General features: G+C 70.0%; 16 protein-coding genes. 9 read left to right on the plus strand and 7 right to left on the minus strand.

The window, feature by feature from the left end; translation table 11 throughout:
• Window positions 1-6: 6 nt before the first annotated feature.
• From QTH87_RS12580 to QTH87_RS12595, 4 genes are all read right to left on the minus strand, one after another.
• Entirely contained in the window at window positions 7-660 is a 654-nt protein-coding gene (locus QTH87_RS12580) for a glutathione S-transferase (RefSeq protein ID WP_286609382.1), read from the minus strand.
• Window positions 657-2,003, minus strand: a complete 1,347-nt coding sequence (locus QTH87_RS12585; RefSeq protein ID WP_286610380.1) for an MATE family efflux transporter — start codon at window positions 2,001-2,003, stop codon at window positions 657-659. The genes QTH87_RS12580 and QTH87_RS12585 overlap by 4 nt, the downstream gene beginning before the upstream one ends.
• A 137-nt stretch (window positions 2,004-2,140) precedes the next feature.
• Window positions 2,141-2,746: a DUF2239 family protein gene (locus QTH87_RS12590; RefSeq protein WP_286609384.1), complete on the minus strand. Its 606-nt coding sequence runs from the start codon at window positions 2,744-2,746 to the stop codon at window positions 2,141-2,143.
• A 68-nt stretch (window positions 2,747-2,814) separates the two neighbouring features.
• Entirely contained in the window at window positions 2,815-3,312 is a 498-nt protein-coding gene (locus tag QTH87_RS12595; protein ID WP_286609385.1) for a hypothetical protein, read from the minus strand.
• A 96-nt stretch (window positions 3,313-3,408) separates the two neighbouring features.
• Between QTH87_RS12595 and QTH87_RS12600 the strand changes: the two genes are divergently transcribed.
• From QTH87_RS12600 to QTH87_RS12610, 3 genes are read left to right on the plus strand one after another with little or no spacing between them, the layout of a single operon-like run.
• Window positions 3,409-5,781, plus strand: coding sequence for a Tex family protein (locus tag QTH87_RS12600; protein ID WP_286609387.1), 2,373 nt, complete (start codon window positions 3,409-3,411; stop codon window positions 5,779-5,781).
• Window positions 5,782-5,823: 42 nt separating this feature from the next.
• Window positions 5,824-6,897: a patatin-like phospholipase domain-containing protein gene (locus tag QTH87_RS12605; protein ID WP_286609390.1), complete on the plus strand. Its 1,074-nt coding sequence runs from the start codon at window positions 5,824-5,826 to the stop codon at window positions 6,895-6,897.
• Window positions 6,898-6,925: 28 nt separating this feature from the next.
• A complete protein-coding gene (locus QTH87_RS12610) occupies window positions 6,926-7,147 on the plus strand; it encodes a hypothetical protein (RefSeq protein WP_286609391.1) in 222 nt (73 codons plus the stop codon).
• A 28-nt stretch (window positions 7,148-7,175) separates the two neighbouring features.
• Here QTH87_RS12610 and gbd read toward each other — a convergent pair whose 3' ends face one another.
• Window positions 7,176-8,312 (minus strand): 4-hydroxybutyrate dehydrogenase, encoded by a 1,137-nt coding sequence (gene gbd, locus QTH87_RS12615; protein ID WP_286609393.1) that lies wholly within the window; start codon window positions 8,310-8,312, stop codon window positions 7,176-7,178.
• Window positions 8,313-8,425: 113 nt separating this feature from the next.
• Here gbd and QTH87_RS12620 point away from each other — a divergent pair, with 113 nt between their 5' ends.
• The 6 genes from QTH87_RS12620 to QTH87_RS12645 all read left to right on the plus strand — a co-directional run bounded on the left by QTH87_RS12620 (window position 8,426) and on the right by QTH87_RS12645 (window position 14,676).
• Window positions 8,426-9,361, plus strand: a complete 936-nt coding sequence (locus tag QTH87_RS12620) for an alpha/beta hydrolase (RefSeq protein ID WP_286609394.1) — start codon at window positions 8,426-8,428, stop codon at window positions 9,359-9,361.
• A complete protein-coding gene (locus QTH87_RS12625; protein WP_286609395.1) occupies window positions 9,358-10,227 on the plus strand; it encodes a YbgC/FadM family acyl-CoA thioesterase in 870 nt (289 codons plus the stop codon). The genes QTH87_RS12620 and QTH87_RS12625 overlap by 4 nt, the downstream gene beginning before the upstream one ends.
• Window positions 10,228-10,255: 28 nt before the next feature.
• Window positions 10,256-11,620, plus strand: a complete 1,365-nt coding sequence (locus tag QTH87_RS12630; RefSeq protein WP_286609397.1) for a cache domain-containing protein — start codon at window positions 10,256-10,258, stop codon at window positions 11,618-11,620.
• A complete protein-coding gene (locus QTH87_RS12635; RefSeq protein WP_286609399.1) occupies window positions 11,617-12,258 on the plus strand; it encodes a response regulator transcription factor in 642 nt (213 codons plus the stop codon). Before QTH87_RS12630 ends, QTH87_RS12635 begins: the two co-directional genes overlap by 4 nt.
• 127 nt (window positions 12,259-12,385) lie before the next feature.
• Window positions 12,386-14,452: a carbon starvation CstA family protein gene (locus QTH87_RS12640; protein WP_286609400.1), complete on the plus strand. Its 2,067-nt coding sequence runs from the start codon at window positions 12,386-12,388 to the stop codon at window positions 14,450-14,452.
• 5 nt (window positions 14,453-14,457) lie between these two features.
• Window positions 14,458-14,676 carry a YbdD/YjiX family protein gene (locus tag QTH87_RS12645; RefSeq protein WP_353506146.1) on the plus strand — a complete coding sequence of 73 codons (219 nt, stop codon included), beginning with the start codon at window positions 14,458-14,460 and terminating at the stop codon, window positions 14,674-14,676.
• A 3-nt stretch (window positions 14,677-14,679) separates the two neighbouring features.
• Here the strand turns inward: QTH87_RS12645 and QTH87_RS12650 are convergent, their stop codons facing one another.
• Window positions 14,680-15,195, minus strand: coding sequence for a DUF1697 domain-containing protein (locus tag QTH87_RS12650; RefSeq protein ID WP_286609401.1), 516 nt, complete (start codon window positions 15,193-15,195; stop codon window positions 14,680-14,682).
• A gap of 4 nt (window positions 15,196-15,199) precedes the next feature.
• Window positions 15,200-16,129 (minus strand): CAF17-like 4Fe-4S cluster assembly/insertion protein YgfZ, encoded by a 930-nt coding sequence (gene ygfZ, locus QTH87_RS12655; RefSeq protein WP_286609403.1) that lies wholly within the window; start codon window positions 16,127-16,129, stop codon window positions 15,200-15,202.
• Window positions 16,130-16,231 lie beyond the last annotated feature (102 nt).

Here is a 16,231-nt window from a genome sequence, read left to right on the forward strand (position 1 = left end):
GATGCGTCAGGGAAAGGCGGCGCCGGCTTCGCCTGCACGCCAGGCCGGGTACTTCGCCATCGCGCGCTCGAACTCCGGCGCGGCAATGCGCGCGGCGAGCCAGCCTTGCAGCGCTGTCCACGGCTGCAGGCCGAACCAGGCGGCATCGACTTGCGCGAACTGCCGCACGAAGGGTGCGATCGCGATGTCCGCGAGCGCGGGCCTGTCGCCGTGCAGGCAGCCCGAGACGGAAAGCATCGCATCGAGCCTTTGCAGGAAGAGGGCGCCACGGTCCCGATGCACCGCGGCATCGCCTCCGGGCTGCCGCTCCGGATACTTGTAGCCGTCGAGCTGCCGCTTGAAGTCGCCGTCGCATTCGGCGATCAGCGCGAGCATGTCGTCGAGTGCGCCCCGCTCCGGCCGCAGCCAGCCCTGCGGATCGTGCCGGCGCAGTGCCCACAGCATGATCTCCAGGCTCTGCTCGATCACTCTTCCATCCACGTCCACAAGCACCGGCACGGTGCCCTTGGGCGAAGCTGCGAGCAGTTCGGCCGGCTTGTCGCGCAGCACCACCTCGCGCAGTTCGCAGGCGCTGCCGCTCGCGACCAGCGCCATCCGGGCACGCATCGCATACGGGCAACGGCGAAACGAATACAGCACCGGCAGCACGGCGCCGCTCATATCAGCTTGCGGATCGACTTCTTGCGCCACACGAAGCGGTAGTAGCAGGCCTGCAGCGTCAGCATCGCCGTGAAGCACACGGGATAGGCCACCCAGATGCCGTTGAGGCCGAAGCGCTTGCTGAGCCACCAGGCCACCGGCACCTCGATCAGTGCGATGCAGAAGACCGAGATCGCGGTCGGCACCAGCACCGAGCCGCTGGCGCGCATGATGCCCGACAGCGCCGAGCCCATGCCGAAGATGACGGTGCTCCACAGCATGATGTGCAGCAGCGTCTGCGCCACTTCGATCACGGGCGCGTCGGTGATGAACAGGCTCATCAGCGGGCGCGAGAACAGGTAGCCGAGCAGCACCAGCGAACCGGTCAGGAACAGGTTCATGAGCAGCGCGGTGCGCGTGATGGCGCCGAGCCGGTCGACCCGGCCGGCACCGATCGCCTGGGCGCCGAGGATCGATGCCGTGATCGCGATCGAGATCGCCGGAAACTGCACGTAGGCCACCACCTGGTTGACCGCGCCATAGGCCGCCGTGGCATGCGAGCCGTAGCCGTTGACGAAGGACAGCAGCGCGATCTCGGCCAGCGACACCACGATCATCTGCACGCCCGTGGGCACGCCGACCTTGAGCACGCCCTTGAGCAGCTGCGGCCGCACGCGCAGGTGGCGCATGAAATCGGCATCGGGTGCCAGCGGGCTCTTCTTGCGGCGCAGGTGAAAGCCCAGCCAGAGGGTCGCGATCACGAAAGAGACCACGGTGGCGCAGGCGCCGCTGGCCACGCCGAGCTGCGGCAGCCCGAACCAGCCCTTGATCAGGGCCGGCGTGACCGCGAGACCGATCGCGGTCGAGATCATCAGGGTCCACAGCGGCGCCACCGTGTCGCCGACGCCGCGCAGCATGGCGGTCGACAGCAGGAATACGAAGAGGCCCGGCATCGCGATCAGGATGATGCGCGCGTAGCGCGTGGCATCGGGAAGGATGTCGGACGGCGTGCCCAGCAGGCGCAGCATCGGCTCGGTGAAGAGGCCGCCGAACAGCGCGACGCAGAGCCCGAACAGGATGCCGACCGTGAGCGTGGTGCCGGCCACGGCACGCGCCTTGTCGGTCTCGCGGGCGCCCCAGGCCTGGCCGATCAGCACCGAGGCGCCGGCGCCCAGGCCGATCGTGAAGGCGATGAAGAAGAACATCACCGGGAAGAAGCCCGACACCGCGGCGAGCGCCTCGACGCCGATCATCTGGCCCAGGTAGACGTTGTTGAGCGTGCCCGACAGGGACTGCAGCACGTTGCTCAGCAGCATCGGTGCGAGGAACAGCAGGAACACCTTCCACAGCGGCTGGGTGGCCATGGCGGCGGCGCGCGGGTCGGCCCTGGAGGCGATCTGCGGCGGCACCGGATCGGCCACGGAGGCCGGCGGCGCGGCGATCTCGCCAGCGTGCTCGATGTCCTCGGGCTCCATCGCCTTCGCGGTCGTTGCCGCGCCGCTCATGCCGCGCTCCAGGCGTCGGCCGCGAGCCGCTGCAGATGGCCGCGCAGGTCTTCTGGCCAGGGCTCGACCAGCTGCTCGAAGCGCGGCCGCTCGCCCGCGAACAGCGCGCGCGTGGCTTCCTCGAAACCCGGCAGGTCGCCCGCGATGGCGGTCATGAAGCGGTAGGCGGCCTCGCGCGCGGCGCGCTGCAGGTCGCGGTCGGCGTGAACGTGGCGGGCCTCGTCGACCAGCCGGCGCAGGGCCACCGAGGCGCCGCCGGGCTGTCGGCCCAGCCATTCCCAGTGGCGCGGCAGCAGCGTGACCTCGCGCGCAACCACGCCGAGACGCGGCCGGCCGACCGCGCGCGCTGCCGCCTGCTGCTCCTCGGCCGGCGCGGGCCCGCAGTCCGCCGGCACCGGATCGCGCAGGTCGAGGTCGAGCCGTTCGCCGGTGCGGTCGTCGAAGACCAGCGGCGGCGTGCCGTCAGCGGCGGACAGCTCGCGCAGGCGGGCGACGACCTGCTCGCGCGGCCCGGATGCGATGCGATGGAAGCCGGCGAAGGCCGTGTAGGTGTGCTCTGGAAAGCGGGCTGCGGATGCGGCCGAGGGGGCGGAGGAAGACATGGGCGCGAATAATACCCGGGCAAAAGCCTTCGAGCAATCTACCCGGGCAAAAATATTCTGGCTGGCGCTCAAGAGGCCGAATGGCGCGCGCGCCACCAGCGCCGCACGCCCTGGCCGAAGCGGCGGGCCGAGCGCCAGGGCGCACTCGAACGCACGCGCGCGAACAGCGCGTCCTTCCAGGCTTTCCAGCGCGGATACCAGAGCGCGAACAGGGGAATCCGCATGAGGGCGGGTTCGAGCAGCTGAAACAGCCGGGCGAGGATCGCCGTGCCGATCAGCTTGGCCGCCAGCAGCAGGAGCAGGGCGCTCGTCGAGTGCCCTTCGCCGAGCAGGTAGAGGCCGAGGAACTTGACCGGCAGCAGCATCAGGGCCGGAACGAAGAAGGCCAGCACCGCGCCCCAGGGCGGCAGGCTGCGCAGCCAGGCCTCGGCACGCGCCCAGACCGGCAGCCGGGCGAGCCGCGCGGCGAGGCGCGCGAGCGGCTCCCAGCCCCATTCCTCGAACAGCAGCACCGGCACCACCAGCGCAGTGCCGAGGGCGCCAAGGAGTTTCTTCAGGATACGCATGCCGGCCCATTCTGCGCCGGGCCGTATGGCAAACTTCTGCGCTTTATCCGCAACGCGCCCCCGTGCGCCCAGTCCTTCGGGACACGCCTCTCATTCATGCAGAAAATCATTCGCCAGCTCGCGGCCGAGATCAAGGTCGGCGAGCACCAGGTGAAGGCGGCCGTCGAATTGCTCGACGGCGGCGCCACCGTTCCCTTCATCGCCCGCTACCGCAAGGAAGCCACCGACGGGCTCGACGACACCCAGTTGCGCGAACTCGAGGCGCGCCTGTCCTACCTGCGCGAGCTCGAGGACCGGCGCGGCGTGGTCATCAAGAGCATCGACGAGCAGGGCAAGCTCACGCCCGAGCTGCGCGCCGCGATCGAATTCGCGCCGACCAAGCAAGAGCTCGAGGACATCTACCTGCCCTTCAAGCAGAAGCGGCGCACCAAGGGCCAGATCGCGCGCGAGTTCGGCATCGAGCCGCTGGCCGACAGGCTGCTGGCCGATCCCACGCTCGATCCGGCGGCCGAGGCCCAGGCATTCCTGAAGCCCGCCACCACGCTCGACGACGGCAAGCCCGGCCCCGATTTCTCGACCGTGCCGGCGGTGCTCGACGGCGTGCGCGACATCCTTTCCGAGCGCTGGGCCGAGGACGCGCCGCTGGTCCAGCGGCTGCGCGAATGGCTCTGGGCCGAAGGCCTGCTCAAGTCCAGCCTGATGACCGGCAAGGACGAGAACAACCCCGACGTCGCCAAGTTCCGCGACTACTTCGACTACGACGAGCCGATCGGCCGCGTGCCTTCGCACCGCGCGCTGGCCGTCTTCCGCGGCCGTGCGCTCGAGATCCTCGACGCCAGGCTGGTGCTGCCGGTCGAGCCCGAGCCGGGCAAGCCGTCGGTCGCCGAAGGCCGCATCGCGCTGCACCTGGGCTGGAGCCACGCGGGCCGCGCGGCCGACGACCTCATCCGCAAGTGCGTGGCCTGGACCTGGCGCGTCAAGCTGTCGCTGTCGACCGAACGCGACCTGTTCACGCGGCTGCGCGAAGAGGCCGAGAAGGTCGCGATCAAGGTCTTCGCGGACAACCTGCGCGACCTGCTGCTGGCCGCACCGGCCGGTCCGCGCGTCGTGATGGGCCTCGACCCGGGCATCCGCACCGGCGTCAAGGTGGCCGTGGTCGATGCGACCGGCAAGCTGGTCGAAACCGCGACCGTGTTCCCGCACGAGCCGCGCCGCGACTGGGAAGGCTCGCTGCACACGCTGGGCAAGCTCAGCGCAAAGCACGGCGTGAACCTGATCGCGATCGGCAACGGCACCGCGAGCCGCGAGACCGACAAGCTCGCGGCCGACCTGATCAAGCTGCTGGCCAAGATGGCGGCGCAGGCCGGTGCGCCCGCGCTCGAGGTGCAGAAGGTGGTGGTCAGCGAGGCCGGGGCCTCGGTCTACTCGGCGAGCGAATTCGCCTCGCAGGAGATGCCGGATGTCGACGTCAGCCTGCGCGGCGCCGCCAGCATCGCGCGCCGGCTGCAGGACCCCCTGGCCGAACTCGTGAAGATCGACCCGAAGTCGATCGGCGTCGGCCAGTACCAGCACGACGTCAACCAGAGCGAACTGGCGCGCACGCTGCAGGCGGTGGTCGAGGACTGCGTGAACTCGGTCGGGGTCGACCTCAACACGGCCAGCGTGCCGCTGCTGTCGCGCGTCTCGGGCCTGTCGGCCAGTGTCGCCAAGGCCGTGGTGCGGTGGCGGGAGGCCAATGGCGCCTTCGCCACCCGCAAGCAGCTGCTCGACGTGACCGGCTTCGGCCCCAAGGCCTTCGAGCAGAGCGCGGGCTTCCTGCGCATCCGCAACGGCGCCGATCCGCTCGACATCACGGGCGTGCATCCCGAGACCTATCCGCTGATCGAGCTGATCATCGTCAGGACCGGCAAGCCGATCGGCGAGCTCATGGGCCGCGCCGACATGCTCAAGACGCTCAAGCCCGAGCTGTTCGCGAACGAGAAGTTCGGTGTCATCACGGTCAAGGACATCCTCGGCGAGCTCGAGAAGCCCGGCCGCGACCCGCGCCCCGACTTCAAGGTGGCGCGCTTCAACGACGGCGTCGACGACATCAAGGACCTGGTCGAGGGCATGGTGCTCGAGGGCACGGTCAGCAACGTCGCGCAGTTCGGTGCCTTCGTCGACCTGGGCGTGCACCAGGACGGGCTGGTGCACGTGAGCCAGCTGTCGAACAAGTTCGTCAACGATGCGCGCGAGGTCGTGAAGACCGGCGACATCGTCAAGGTCAAGGTGATGGAGGTCGACGTGGCGCGCAAGCGCATCGGCCTCACGATGAAGCTCGATGCCGCGCCGGCCCGACGCGACGGTCCGCGCGACAACCGCTTCGAGGGCGCGGGACGCGGCCAGCAAGGCCCGCGGCGCGACAGCTCGCCGCAGCCGGCCGGCCAGATGGCCTCGGCCTTCGCCAAGCTGCAGGGCCTGCGCAAGTAGGCGGGCCATGGGCGAAGGGCAGCTTTCCAGGCCAGCCGGCGCATGAAGGCGCTGCGCATCCATGCCGGTCCCGCGGCCCGGGCGCATATCGCGGCCGAGGGCCTGCGGCCGCAGGACGTTCGCACCATCCCGGGCGCGGCCGGCGGGCCGAAAGGGCTCCTGCTCGGGCCGATCGACCGCTACCTGTTCGGCGACTGGCTGGCGCGTTCGCAGCAGCCGGTCGACCTGGTGGGTGCCTCGATCGGCGCCTGGCGGCTCGCCAACGCCTGCCTGAACGACAGCCAAGCTGCCTTCACGCAGTTCGAGCAGGGCTACATCCATCAGCACTTCGATCTGCCGCCGGGCCAGAAACGCCCGAGCGCGAGGCAGCTGAGCACCCAGTTCGGCGAAGGGCTGAAGAGCTTCTACGGCGGCCGGTCGGCCGAGGTACTCGGGCATTCGCGCTACAGGCTGCACGTGATCACCTCGCGCGGGCGGCACATCCTCGGGCGCGAGGGCCGTGCCCGCACGCCGGTGGGCTACCTCGGCGCCTTCCTCACGAACAGCGTGCACCGGCGCAGCCTCGGCGCCTGGCTCGAGCGCGTCGTGTTCTCCACGCCGGGCGCGGCGCTGCCCTTCGGTACGCGCGACTTCCGCACGCGCCAGGTCGACCTGGTCGATGCCAACTTCGAACTCGCGCTGCAGGCCTCGTGCTCGATCCCCTTCATGCTCGAGGCCGTGCACGACATCCCGGGCGCGCCGCCCGGCGCCTATTGGGACGGCGGCATCACCGACTACCACCTGCACCTGGACTACGCCAACCGCGACGGCATCGTGCTCTATCCGCACTTCCAGCAGGCGGTGGTGCCGGGCTGGCTCGACAAGGGCCTCCGGTGGCGCCACAGGCCCACGGGTTTCCTCGACCGCATGGTGGTGCTGGCGCCCGATCCGGAATGGGTGCGCAGGCTGCCGAACGGCAAGCTGCCCGACCGCAACGACTTCCTGCACTACGCCAACGACCTGCCGGGCCGCATCAAGGCCTGGAGCACGGCCGCGCAGGCGGCCCAGCAGCTCGCGGACGAATTCGCGCAGTGGCTCGACCAGGGTTGCAGCCCCGACGACGTGCGGGCGCTCTGAGCGCGCGCGACCGCGCTACAGTGGCGCGATGAATCCCCTGCGCCTCATCGGACTGGTCCTGATCCTCGCGGGCGTTCTCGCGCTCGGGCTCGGCCGCGTGAGCTTCACCAAGTCCACCCACCAGATCAAGGTCGGCCCGATCGAGCTCGCCGTGAAGGAGACGAAGGACTTCGAGCTGCCGATCTGGGCCGGCGTGTCGGCGATCGTGATCGGCGGCGTGCTGATGGTGCTCGGCGGGCGCAGGCCCTGAATCCGGGCGACCCGGCTCCTGCCGGTGCCTACATCGATGCTTCGAGCATCTGCCGGTAGTCGTCGCGCGTGGCAAGCCGCGGGTTCGTCTTGTGGCAGTGGTCGGCCATCGCGCCGTCGATCACCTTCTCGAACAGCTCGGGCGTGACGCCGACCTCGGCCAGGCCGGTGGGCAGGCCCAGCCGGGCGCTCATGTCGCGGATCGCATCGCCGAGGTCACCGGCCGAATCGAGGTGCATGGCCTGCGCCATGCGCTGCAGGCGCTGGTCCTTCTGCACCGACTCGGCACCGGCGTTGAAGCGGATCACGGCCGGCAGGAAGAGGGCGTTGAGGGTGCCGTGGTGCAGCCGCGGATCGACCCCGCCCAGGCTGTGGCTCAGCGAATGCACGCAGCCCAGCCCCTTCTGGAAGGCCATCGCGCCCTGCATCGAGGCGCTCATGAGGTTGAGCCGTGCCTCGCGGTCGTTGCCGTCGCGCGTGGCGCGTTCGATATGGCCCCAGGCGCGCTCGAGGCCATCGAGCCCGATGCCGTCGGCCGGCGGATTGAAGGCTGCCGACATGAAGGTCTCCATGCAGTGCGCGATCGCATCCATGCCGGTGGCGGCCGTGAGCCTGGGCGGCAGGCCGAAGGTGAGCTCGGGGTCGCAGATCGCGGCCTTGGGCATCAGCAGCCAGCTGTGGAAGCCGAGCTTGCGGTGGTCGTCGACGATCACGATCGCGCCGCGCGCCACTTCGCTGCCGGTGCCGCTGGTGGTCGGCACCGCGATCAGCGGCGCCACGCGGTCGGTGATCAGGCCCGAGCCGCCTTCGATCGTGGCGTAGGTCTTGAGGGGGCCTTCGTGCGTGGCCGCGATCGCGACGCCCTTGGCGCAGTCGATCGCCGAGCCGCCGCCGACCGCGATTAGGCCGTCGCAGCGCTGCTCGCGGTATTGCGCCGCGGCCAGCCGGACCGCGGCCTCGGTCGGGTTCGACGGCGTCTGGTCGAAGACAGCCACGGGCAGGTCGCCGAGCGCATCGAGCGCCTTCTGCAGGATGCCCGCGGCGCGCACGCCGGCGTCGGTCACGACCAGCGGCCGCGCGATGCCGATGCGCTCGCACTCGCTGCGCAGCAGGCGGATGGCGCCGAAGTCGAACTGGATCTGGGTCAGGTACTGGATGAGGGCCATGGAAGATGCCGGCGGGCCGGACGGTACGATGCGGGCCTTCGAATCTAACAAGCAGCGACGCCCTTGGACACTCAGAAAACCCTTGGCGATGTCACCAGCGGTACAGCCCGGCCATGGCGGCACTGACGACCCGGATGGCCGGCGTGGTCGAGCGGATGGCGCGCGCCCAGCGCGTGCCGCTGCACGAGATGTCGCCCGCCGATGCACGCGCCGCCTATGAGAAGGGCGCCGGCGTGCTCGAGGTGCCGAAGCCCGAGCTCGCGCGCGTGGAGGAACTGGTCCTGCCGGCGCGCGACGGCCACCTGTTGCCGGCGCGCCTCTATGCGCCCGAGGGCGACGGACTGCCGGTGCTGGTCTTCTTCCACGGTGGCGGCTTCACGGTCGGCAGCATCGCGACCCACGACACGCTGTGCCGCGTGCTGAGCCAGCGCAGCGGCTGCGCCGTGATCTCGGTCGACTACCGGCTGGCGCCCGAGCACAGGTTTCCGACCGCCTCGAACGACGCCTGGGACGCCTTCTCGCACGTGGCGCGCAACGCGGCGCAATGGCGGCTCGACGGCAGCCGGATCGCGGTGGGCGGCGACAGCGCGGGCGGCACGCTGGCGGCGGTCTGCGCGATCCTCGCGCGCGATGCGGGCCTGCCCGTGGCACTGCAGCTGCTCATCTATCCCGGCATGGCGGCGCACCAGGACACCGACTCGCACCGCCGCTATGCCGAGGGGCCTCTGCTCGGCGAGGCACTGATCGGCTGGTTCTTCGGCCTCTACGTGAATTCGCGCGCCGAGCGCGACGACTGGCGCTTCGCGCCGCTCAACGCCGACGACCTCGAAGGCGTCGCGCCGGCCTGGATCGGCCTGGCCGAGATCGACCCGGTGGTCGACGAAGGCATCGCCTATGCCGACCGCCTGCGCGCCGCGGGCGTGGCGGTCGATCTCGAAATCTATCGCGGCGTGATCCATGAATTCGTCAAGATGGGCCGCGCCATCCCCGAGGCGCTGCAGGCCCATGCCGACGCCGCCCGGGCCCTCACCGAAGCCTTGCAACCATGACCGACCTGCTCCAGAAATCCGACTTCCGCTTCTTCCACCGCCTGCGCGTGCGCTGGGCCGAGGTGGACATGCAGAAGATCGTCTTCAACGCCCACTACCTGATGTACTTCGACACCGCGGTGGCCGACTACTGGCGCGCGCTGGCATTGCCGTACGAGGAGGCGATGCATTCGCTCGACGGCGACATCTACGTCCGCAAGGCCACGGTCGACTACCACGCCTCGGCGCGCGTGGACGACGTGCTCGACGTCGGCATGAAGTGCGCGCGCATCGGCACCTCGTCGATGCTCTTCGTGGGCGGCCTGTTCCGCGGCGACCGGCTGCTGGTCGGCTGCGAACTGGTCTATGTCTTCGCCGACCCGGCCACGCAGACGCCCAGGCCGGTGCCGCCACCGTTGCGCGAGATCATGCTGGGCTACGAGGCGGGCGAGACGATGAGCGAGGTCGTCACGGGCGACTGGGAACAGCTCGGCGAAGGCGCCGGCAAGGTGCGGCGCGAGGTCTTCATCGAGGAGCAGGCCATCCCCAAGGAGTTGGAGTGGGACGCGCACGACGCGACCGCGATCCATGCCGTGGCACGCAATCGCCTGGGCCAGACGCTTGCCACCGGGCGGCTGGTGTCCGAGGCGCCGGGCCTGGGCCGCATCGGACGCATGGCGGTCAGCCGCGTGCTGCGCGGCGGCGGCCATGGCGAAGCCGTGCTGCGCGCGCTCGAGGCCGCCGCCAGGGCGCGCGGCGATGCCGAGGTGATGCTGCACGCCCAGCGCAGCGCGGAGCGCTTCTATGCACGGCTCGGCTATCTGCCGCACGGCGAGCCGTTCGAGGAAGCCGGGATCGCGCACCTGGAGATGCGGCGCAAGCTGTGATCCCTTCCGACGCCAGACTTGTCGATCCATGAACCTGCGCAGCAAGATCGTCGCCCTGGCCGTGGCACCGCTGCTGGTCGCGCTGGTGCTGGTCTCGCTTGCGGTGCGGCATCAGGAACGCGATCTGGCGCAGCGCGAGAAGGCGCTGATCGAGAAGACCTACATGGCGCAGCGGCGCAGCGAACTGCGCAGCTACGTCGACCTGGCCGTGAGCATCGTGAAGCCGCTCTACGACGCCGGCCTCGACGACCCCGTCACGCGCGAGGAGGCGCTGCGCCGGCTGGCCGCGCTCGACTACGGCAGTGACGGCTACTTCTTCGTCTACGACATGCAGGGCCGCTCGCTGATGCATTCGCGCCAGCCGGAGCTGGTGGGGCAGACGCTCTGGGATCTGCGCGATTCGCAGGGCCGTGCCACCATCCAGGACCTGATCGCCCGGGCCCGCGAGGGCGGCGGCTTTGTCGAATACCAGTGGCGCAAGCCCTCGAGCGCGCAGCTGGCCCCCAAGCTCGGCTACGTCACCTCGCTGCCGCGCTGGGACTGGATGGTCGGCACCGGCCTGTACCTCGACGACATCGATGCCGCGATGCAGGCCCTCGACCGGCAGATGAACACCAACGTCACGACCACCATGCTCTGGATCGCCGGCATCGCCGCCCTGTGCCTGGGCGTCGTGAGCGCGGCGGGGCTGCTGCTCAATCTCAGCGAGCACCGGGTCTCCGAAGCGCGGCTGCGGCTGCTGGCGCGGCAGGTCGTGCAGTCGCAGGAGGACGAGCGTGCGCACCTCGCGCGCGAGCTGCACGACGGCACCAGCCAGACCCTGGTGTCGGCCAAGCTGCTGGTGGAATCCGGCGTCGATGCGCTCGAGCGCGCGCACGAGCCGGTGCCGCCGGTGCTCGGCAAGGCGCTTCAGCGGCTCAACGAATCGCTGGTGGAGGTAAGGCGCATCTCGCACCGGCTGCGCCCGGCACTGCTCGACACGCTGGGGCTGGCAGCGGCGCTCGAGCACCTGGGTGCGGAGTTCGGCGAGGAGGGCGGCGTGGCGGCCTCGGTCGGCATCGTCGGGCCGCCGCGCGAGCTGCCGCCCGAAGTCAAGACCGCGCTGTTCCGGGTCGCCCAGGAGGCGCTCACCAACGTGCGCAAGCATGCGCGGGCGCACCGGGTGCGCATCGTGCTGGCATTCGAGCCGCGCGGCGTCGGGCTCGAGATCAGCGACGACGGGATCGGCTTCGAGCCCGCGGCGATCGATCTCGATCCGCGGCGCGGCATCGGACTGCGCAACATGCGCGAACGCGTGGCCGCGATCGGCGGCACGCTGGCCGTGCACGCCGACAGGGGCCGCGGCACGCACATCCGGGCCCAGGTGCCGGTGGTCGCGGAGGTGGCCGCATGACGGTCGCGCAGACCCCGGCGATCCGGCTGTTCCTGGTCGACGACCATCCGCTGGTGCGCGACGGCCTGCGCGCCCGCCTCGGTCCGCTGCCGGGCCTGGAGATCGTCGGCGAAGCCGGTGGCGGTGCCGAGGCGCTCGAGACCATCGCCGCCGCGCGACCGGACCTGGTGCTGGCCGACGTCGGCATGAAGGGCATGAGCGGCATCGCGCTGGCCGCGGAGCTGCAGGCCCGCCACGCCGGCATCAAGGTGCTGATGCTCAGCATGTACGACAACCCCGAATACGTGCAGCAGGCACTGCAGGCGGGCGCGCGCGGCTACGTGCTCAAGGACGCGCCGGCGGCCGAGATCGTGGCCGCGATCGAGGCGGTGGCGGCCGGCGGCACCTTCCTGAGCTCGGCCGTGTCGCACCGGCTGTTCGCGACCCGGGAGCCGCGGCCGCTGCTGACGCCGCGCGAGGCCGAGATCCTCTCCGCGCTGGGTCGCGGCGATTCGAGCAAGCAGATCGCGCGCGATCTCGGCCTCAGCGTGCGCACGGTCGAGGCGCACCGGCAGAGCATCAAGCGCCGGCTCGGGCTCGAGGGCCAGTCGGCGCTGATCAAGTACGCGGTGGAGCACGCGCGCGAGTTCAAGGACTGAGTGCCACCTCCGGTCCTCTAGGGTTATCCCTTAGGTGATGCTGCGCGGTCGGCCTGCGCGGTGCAACAGATGCGGCTGGAACGCGGCCTCGCGAAACTGCCGGGGTTCATCTTCCGGAGACATTCCCATGCACAGCATCCGCCGCCACCTCGTGTGGCTCGTCGTGGCCGTGGTCGGCGCCTTCGCGCTCGGCACCGTGGCCCTCGCACGCGGCGAGGCCATCAACGCGCTCTGGATCGTGGTGGCTGCGATCTGCACCTACCTGATCGCCTACCGCTACTACAGCCTGTTCATCGCCGACACGGTGCTGCGCCTCGACGGCAGCCGCATGACGCCAGCCTACCGCCACAACGACGGCCTGGACTATGTGCCGACCGACAAGAACGTGCTGTTCGGCCACCACTTCGCGGCCATCGCGGGTGCCGGACCGCTGGTCGGCCCGGTGCTGGCGGCGCAGATGGGCTATCTGCCCGGGCTGCTGTGGATCCTGGCCGGCGTGGTGTTCGCGGGTGCGGTGCAGGACTTCATCATCCTGTTCATCTCGACCCGACGCGACGGCCGCTCGCTCGGCGACCTGATCAAGCAGGAAATGGGCACCGTGCCCGGCATGATCGCGCTGTTCGGCACCTTCATGATCATGATCATCATCCTGGCGGTGCTGGCCCTGATCGTGGTCAAGGCGCTGGCCGAATCGCCCTGGGGCACCTTCACGGTCGCGGCCACCATTCCCGTGGCGATCTTCATGGGCCTCTACCTGCGGTACATCCGTCCCGGCCGCATCGGCGAGATCTCGGTGATCGGCTTCGCACTGCTGATGCTGGCCATCTTCGGCGGCCAGGCCGTGAGCCAGAGCCCCACCTGGGCGCCGATGTTCACCTTCGACGGCAAGGCCCTCACGTGGATGCTGATCGGCTACGGCTTCATCGCCGCCAGCCTGCCCGTGTGGCTGCTGCTCGCGCCGCGCGACTACCTGTCGACCTTCCTCAAGATCGGCACCATCATCGCGCTGGCGATCGGTATCGTGTTCGTGGCGCCGACGCTTCAGATGCCCGCGCTGACGCAGTTCGCGCAAGGCAACGGCCCGGTCTGGTCGGGCAACCTGTTCCCGTTCCTGTTCATCACCATCGCCTGCGGCGCGGTGTCGGGCTTCCACGCGCTGATCTCGTCGGGCACCACGCCCAAGATGCTCGACAACGAGAAGAACGCGCGCTACATCGGCTACGGCGGCATGCTGGCCGAGTCCTTCGTCGCCGTGATGGCGCTGGTGGCGGCCTCGTGCATCGACCCGGGCGTCTATTTCGCGATGAACAGCCCGGCCGCACTGGTCGGCAGCACGCCCGAAGCGGTGGCGCAGGTGATCTCGGGATGGGGCTTCGCAGTCACGCCCGACATGCTCGTGCAGACCGCCAAGGACGTCGGCGAGACCACGATCCTCGGTCGCGCGGGCGGCGCGCCGACGCTGGCCGTCGGCATGGCGCACATCCTGCACCAGGTGATCGGCGGCCAGGCCATGATGGCCTTCTGGTACCACTTCGCGATCCTGTTCGAGGCGCTCTTCATCCTGACCGCGGTGGACGCCGGCACGCGCGCCGGCCGCTTCATGCTGCAGGACCTGCTCGGCAGCTTCGTACCGGCCCTCAAGCGCACCGACTCGCTGCCGGCCAACCTGATCGCCACCTTCCTGTGCGTGGCCGCCTGGGGCTACTTCCTCTACCAGGGCGTGGTCGATCCGCTCGGCGGCATCAATACGCTGTGGCCGCTGTTCGGCATCTCGAACCAGATGCTCGCCGCGGTGGCACTGATGCTCGGCACGGTGGTGCTGTTCCGCATGAAGCGCGACCGCTACGCCTGGGTCACGATGGCGCCGGCGGCCTGGCTGCTGGTGTGCACGCTGACCGCGGGCTGGCTCAAGATCTTCTCGTCCGATCCCAAGGTCGGCTTCCTCTCGCATGCATCGAAGTACGCCGAGGGCCTGGCCCAGGGCGTGCTGATCGCACCCGCGAAGACGCCCGAAGCCATGTCGCGCATCATCTTCAACGACCGGCTCGATGCGGCACTCTGTGCGATCTTCATCTTCGTGGTGCTGAGCGTGCTGGTCTACAGCGTGCGCAGCGTCTGGGCGGCGCGTTCGACCAACCAGCCGACCGCACGCGAGACGCCTTTCGAGCCGATGCCGGCAACGGCTGCGGCCTGACCCTCATGAAGAAGCCTACTGCGGCCAGCCTCGGCGAGACCGGCCGCTACCTGGCCCGGTCGATGGCGCAGTCGCTGCGGCTGATGGTCGGGCTGCCCGACTACGACACCTACCTGAGCCACATGGCGCGCACCCACCCCGATCGCGAGCCGATGAGCTACGAAGCGTTCTTCAAGGAAAGGCTCGAGGCGCGCTACGGGGGCGGCAAGGGGCGCTGCTGCTGAGGCTCAGGCGGCTGCGCACTTCCTCACCGTCTCCCAGGTCCTGGTCGTCAGGCCGGTGCCGAAGGTCTTCTCGATCAGCGTCATGAACACGGGCCCGCGCGGGTTCGGCACATAGGCCGTGAAGACCTCCAGTCCGTCCATCGCGAGGATGCGCGCGCCATCGAGCTCGACCGGCAGCGGCAGCGTGGTTTCGGGCGGCGTGCGCAGGAAGGTCACGACGCGCTTGGCCCCGGGCGCAAGCCGGTGCGCGGCATACGGGTCTGCCTCGAGCAGCGCGCGCAGGGCCTCGACCGAACGCACCAGCGTCGGAAAGCGCCGCCCGAGATGCTGTTCCATCGCCGCCTCGGCCCGGCGTTCGAGCGCGGCCCGCGCCATCGCGCGCGAATCGAACACCACGTTGCCGCTCGACAGCACCGTCTTCACTTCGCTGAATCCCGCGCTTTCGAAACAGCCCTTGAGCGCCGGCATCCGGGCGTTCATCGGGCTCACGCCGCGAAGGAAGGCGACGTAGCGCGCCACGTCCTCAGAGGTCTTCGAGCAGCGGGTAGGGCAGCGGCTCGACGGCCAGCGCGGGCCCGTCGGCCGCACGCGCATGCAGACCGCCCGCGTCGAGCGCCGCGATCTGGATCGAGATCAGCGCCGCCCAGCCGCCGCCTGGTGCGGGCGCAGCCTGCGCCACCGTGCCGACCGGCTGTCCGGGATCGTTGGCCGCGAAGACCTCGTCGCCCGCGGCGAGTTCGGCATCGGCCTGAACGAGGTAGGTGCGGCGCTTGAGCGTGCCGCGGAACTGGCTGCGCGCGACGATCTCCTGGCCCGGGTAGCAGCCCTTCTTGAAATTGACGCCGCCCACCGACTCGTAGTTGATCATCTGCGGCACGAAGGTCTCGACCACCGGCGTCGTCAGCGTCACGATGCCGCTTCGGACCTCGCTCCATTGCCACGTGGCGGGGTCCATGGGCGCACCCTGCGGCGCGGGCGCGCCGGCCGGGGCGATCCAGAGCGCGCGCGGCACGCCGTCGGCCGGATAGAGCGCCACGGCATGGGCTTCGCCGCCGTGCAGGGTGATGGCGGTGCCGGGCAGGGCCGAGGCGTCGACGCCGTTGGCGGTCAGGGCGCTGCCGGCCAGGCCGTAGAGCGCGAAATCGGCGCTGGCGTCCGTCAGTTTCGCCTTGGCGCGCAGCACGTACATCGACAGCCGCTTCAGCGTCGCGGCCAGGATGTCGCGGCTCAAGACCAGCAGGATGCGCTCGGGCTCGGGCCGGATGCCGATGAAGCTCGCGATCGCCCGGCCCTTGGCGGTGCACAGTGCCGCGAGCCGGGCCTCGGAGGCACCGAGCAGCACGAAGTCCTGGGTCAGCTGGCCGTGCAGGAAGCTGGCGGCGTCGGGGCCTTCGGCGCGGATCACGCCGAGGTGGGAGAGGGCGGCAACGCCATTCGGAACGACTGAGGTCATCGCTGAATTATCATGGTCGACCGTGTTCCGTTCGGCCCGCAGGGCTACCCGATTCCCGGCCGACTGCTTCCCGCCAACCCACCGCCAGCCCTTTTTCCCCGG

Origin of the sequence: Variovorax jilinensis (assembly GCF_030316885.1) — a bacterium.
In the GTDB taxonomy this organism is placed as follows: Bacteria; Pseudomonadota; Gammaproteobacteria; order Burkholderiales; family Burkholderiaceae_C; genus Variovorax; species Variovorax jilinensis.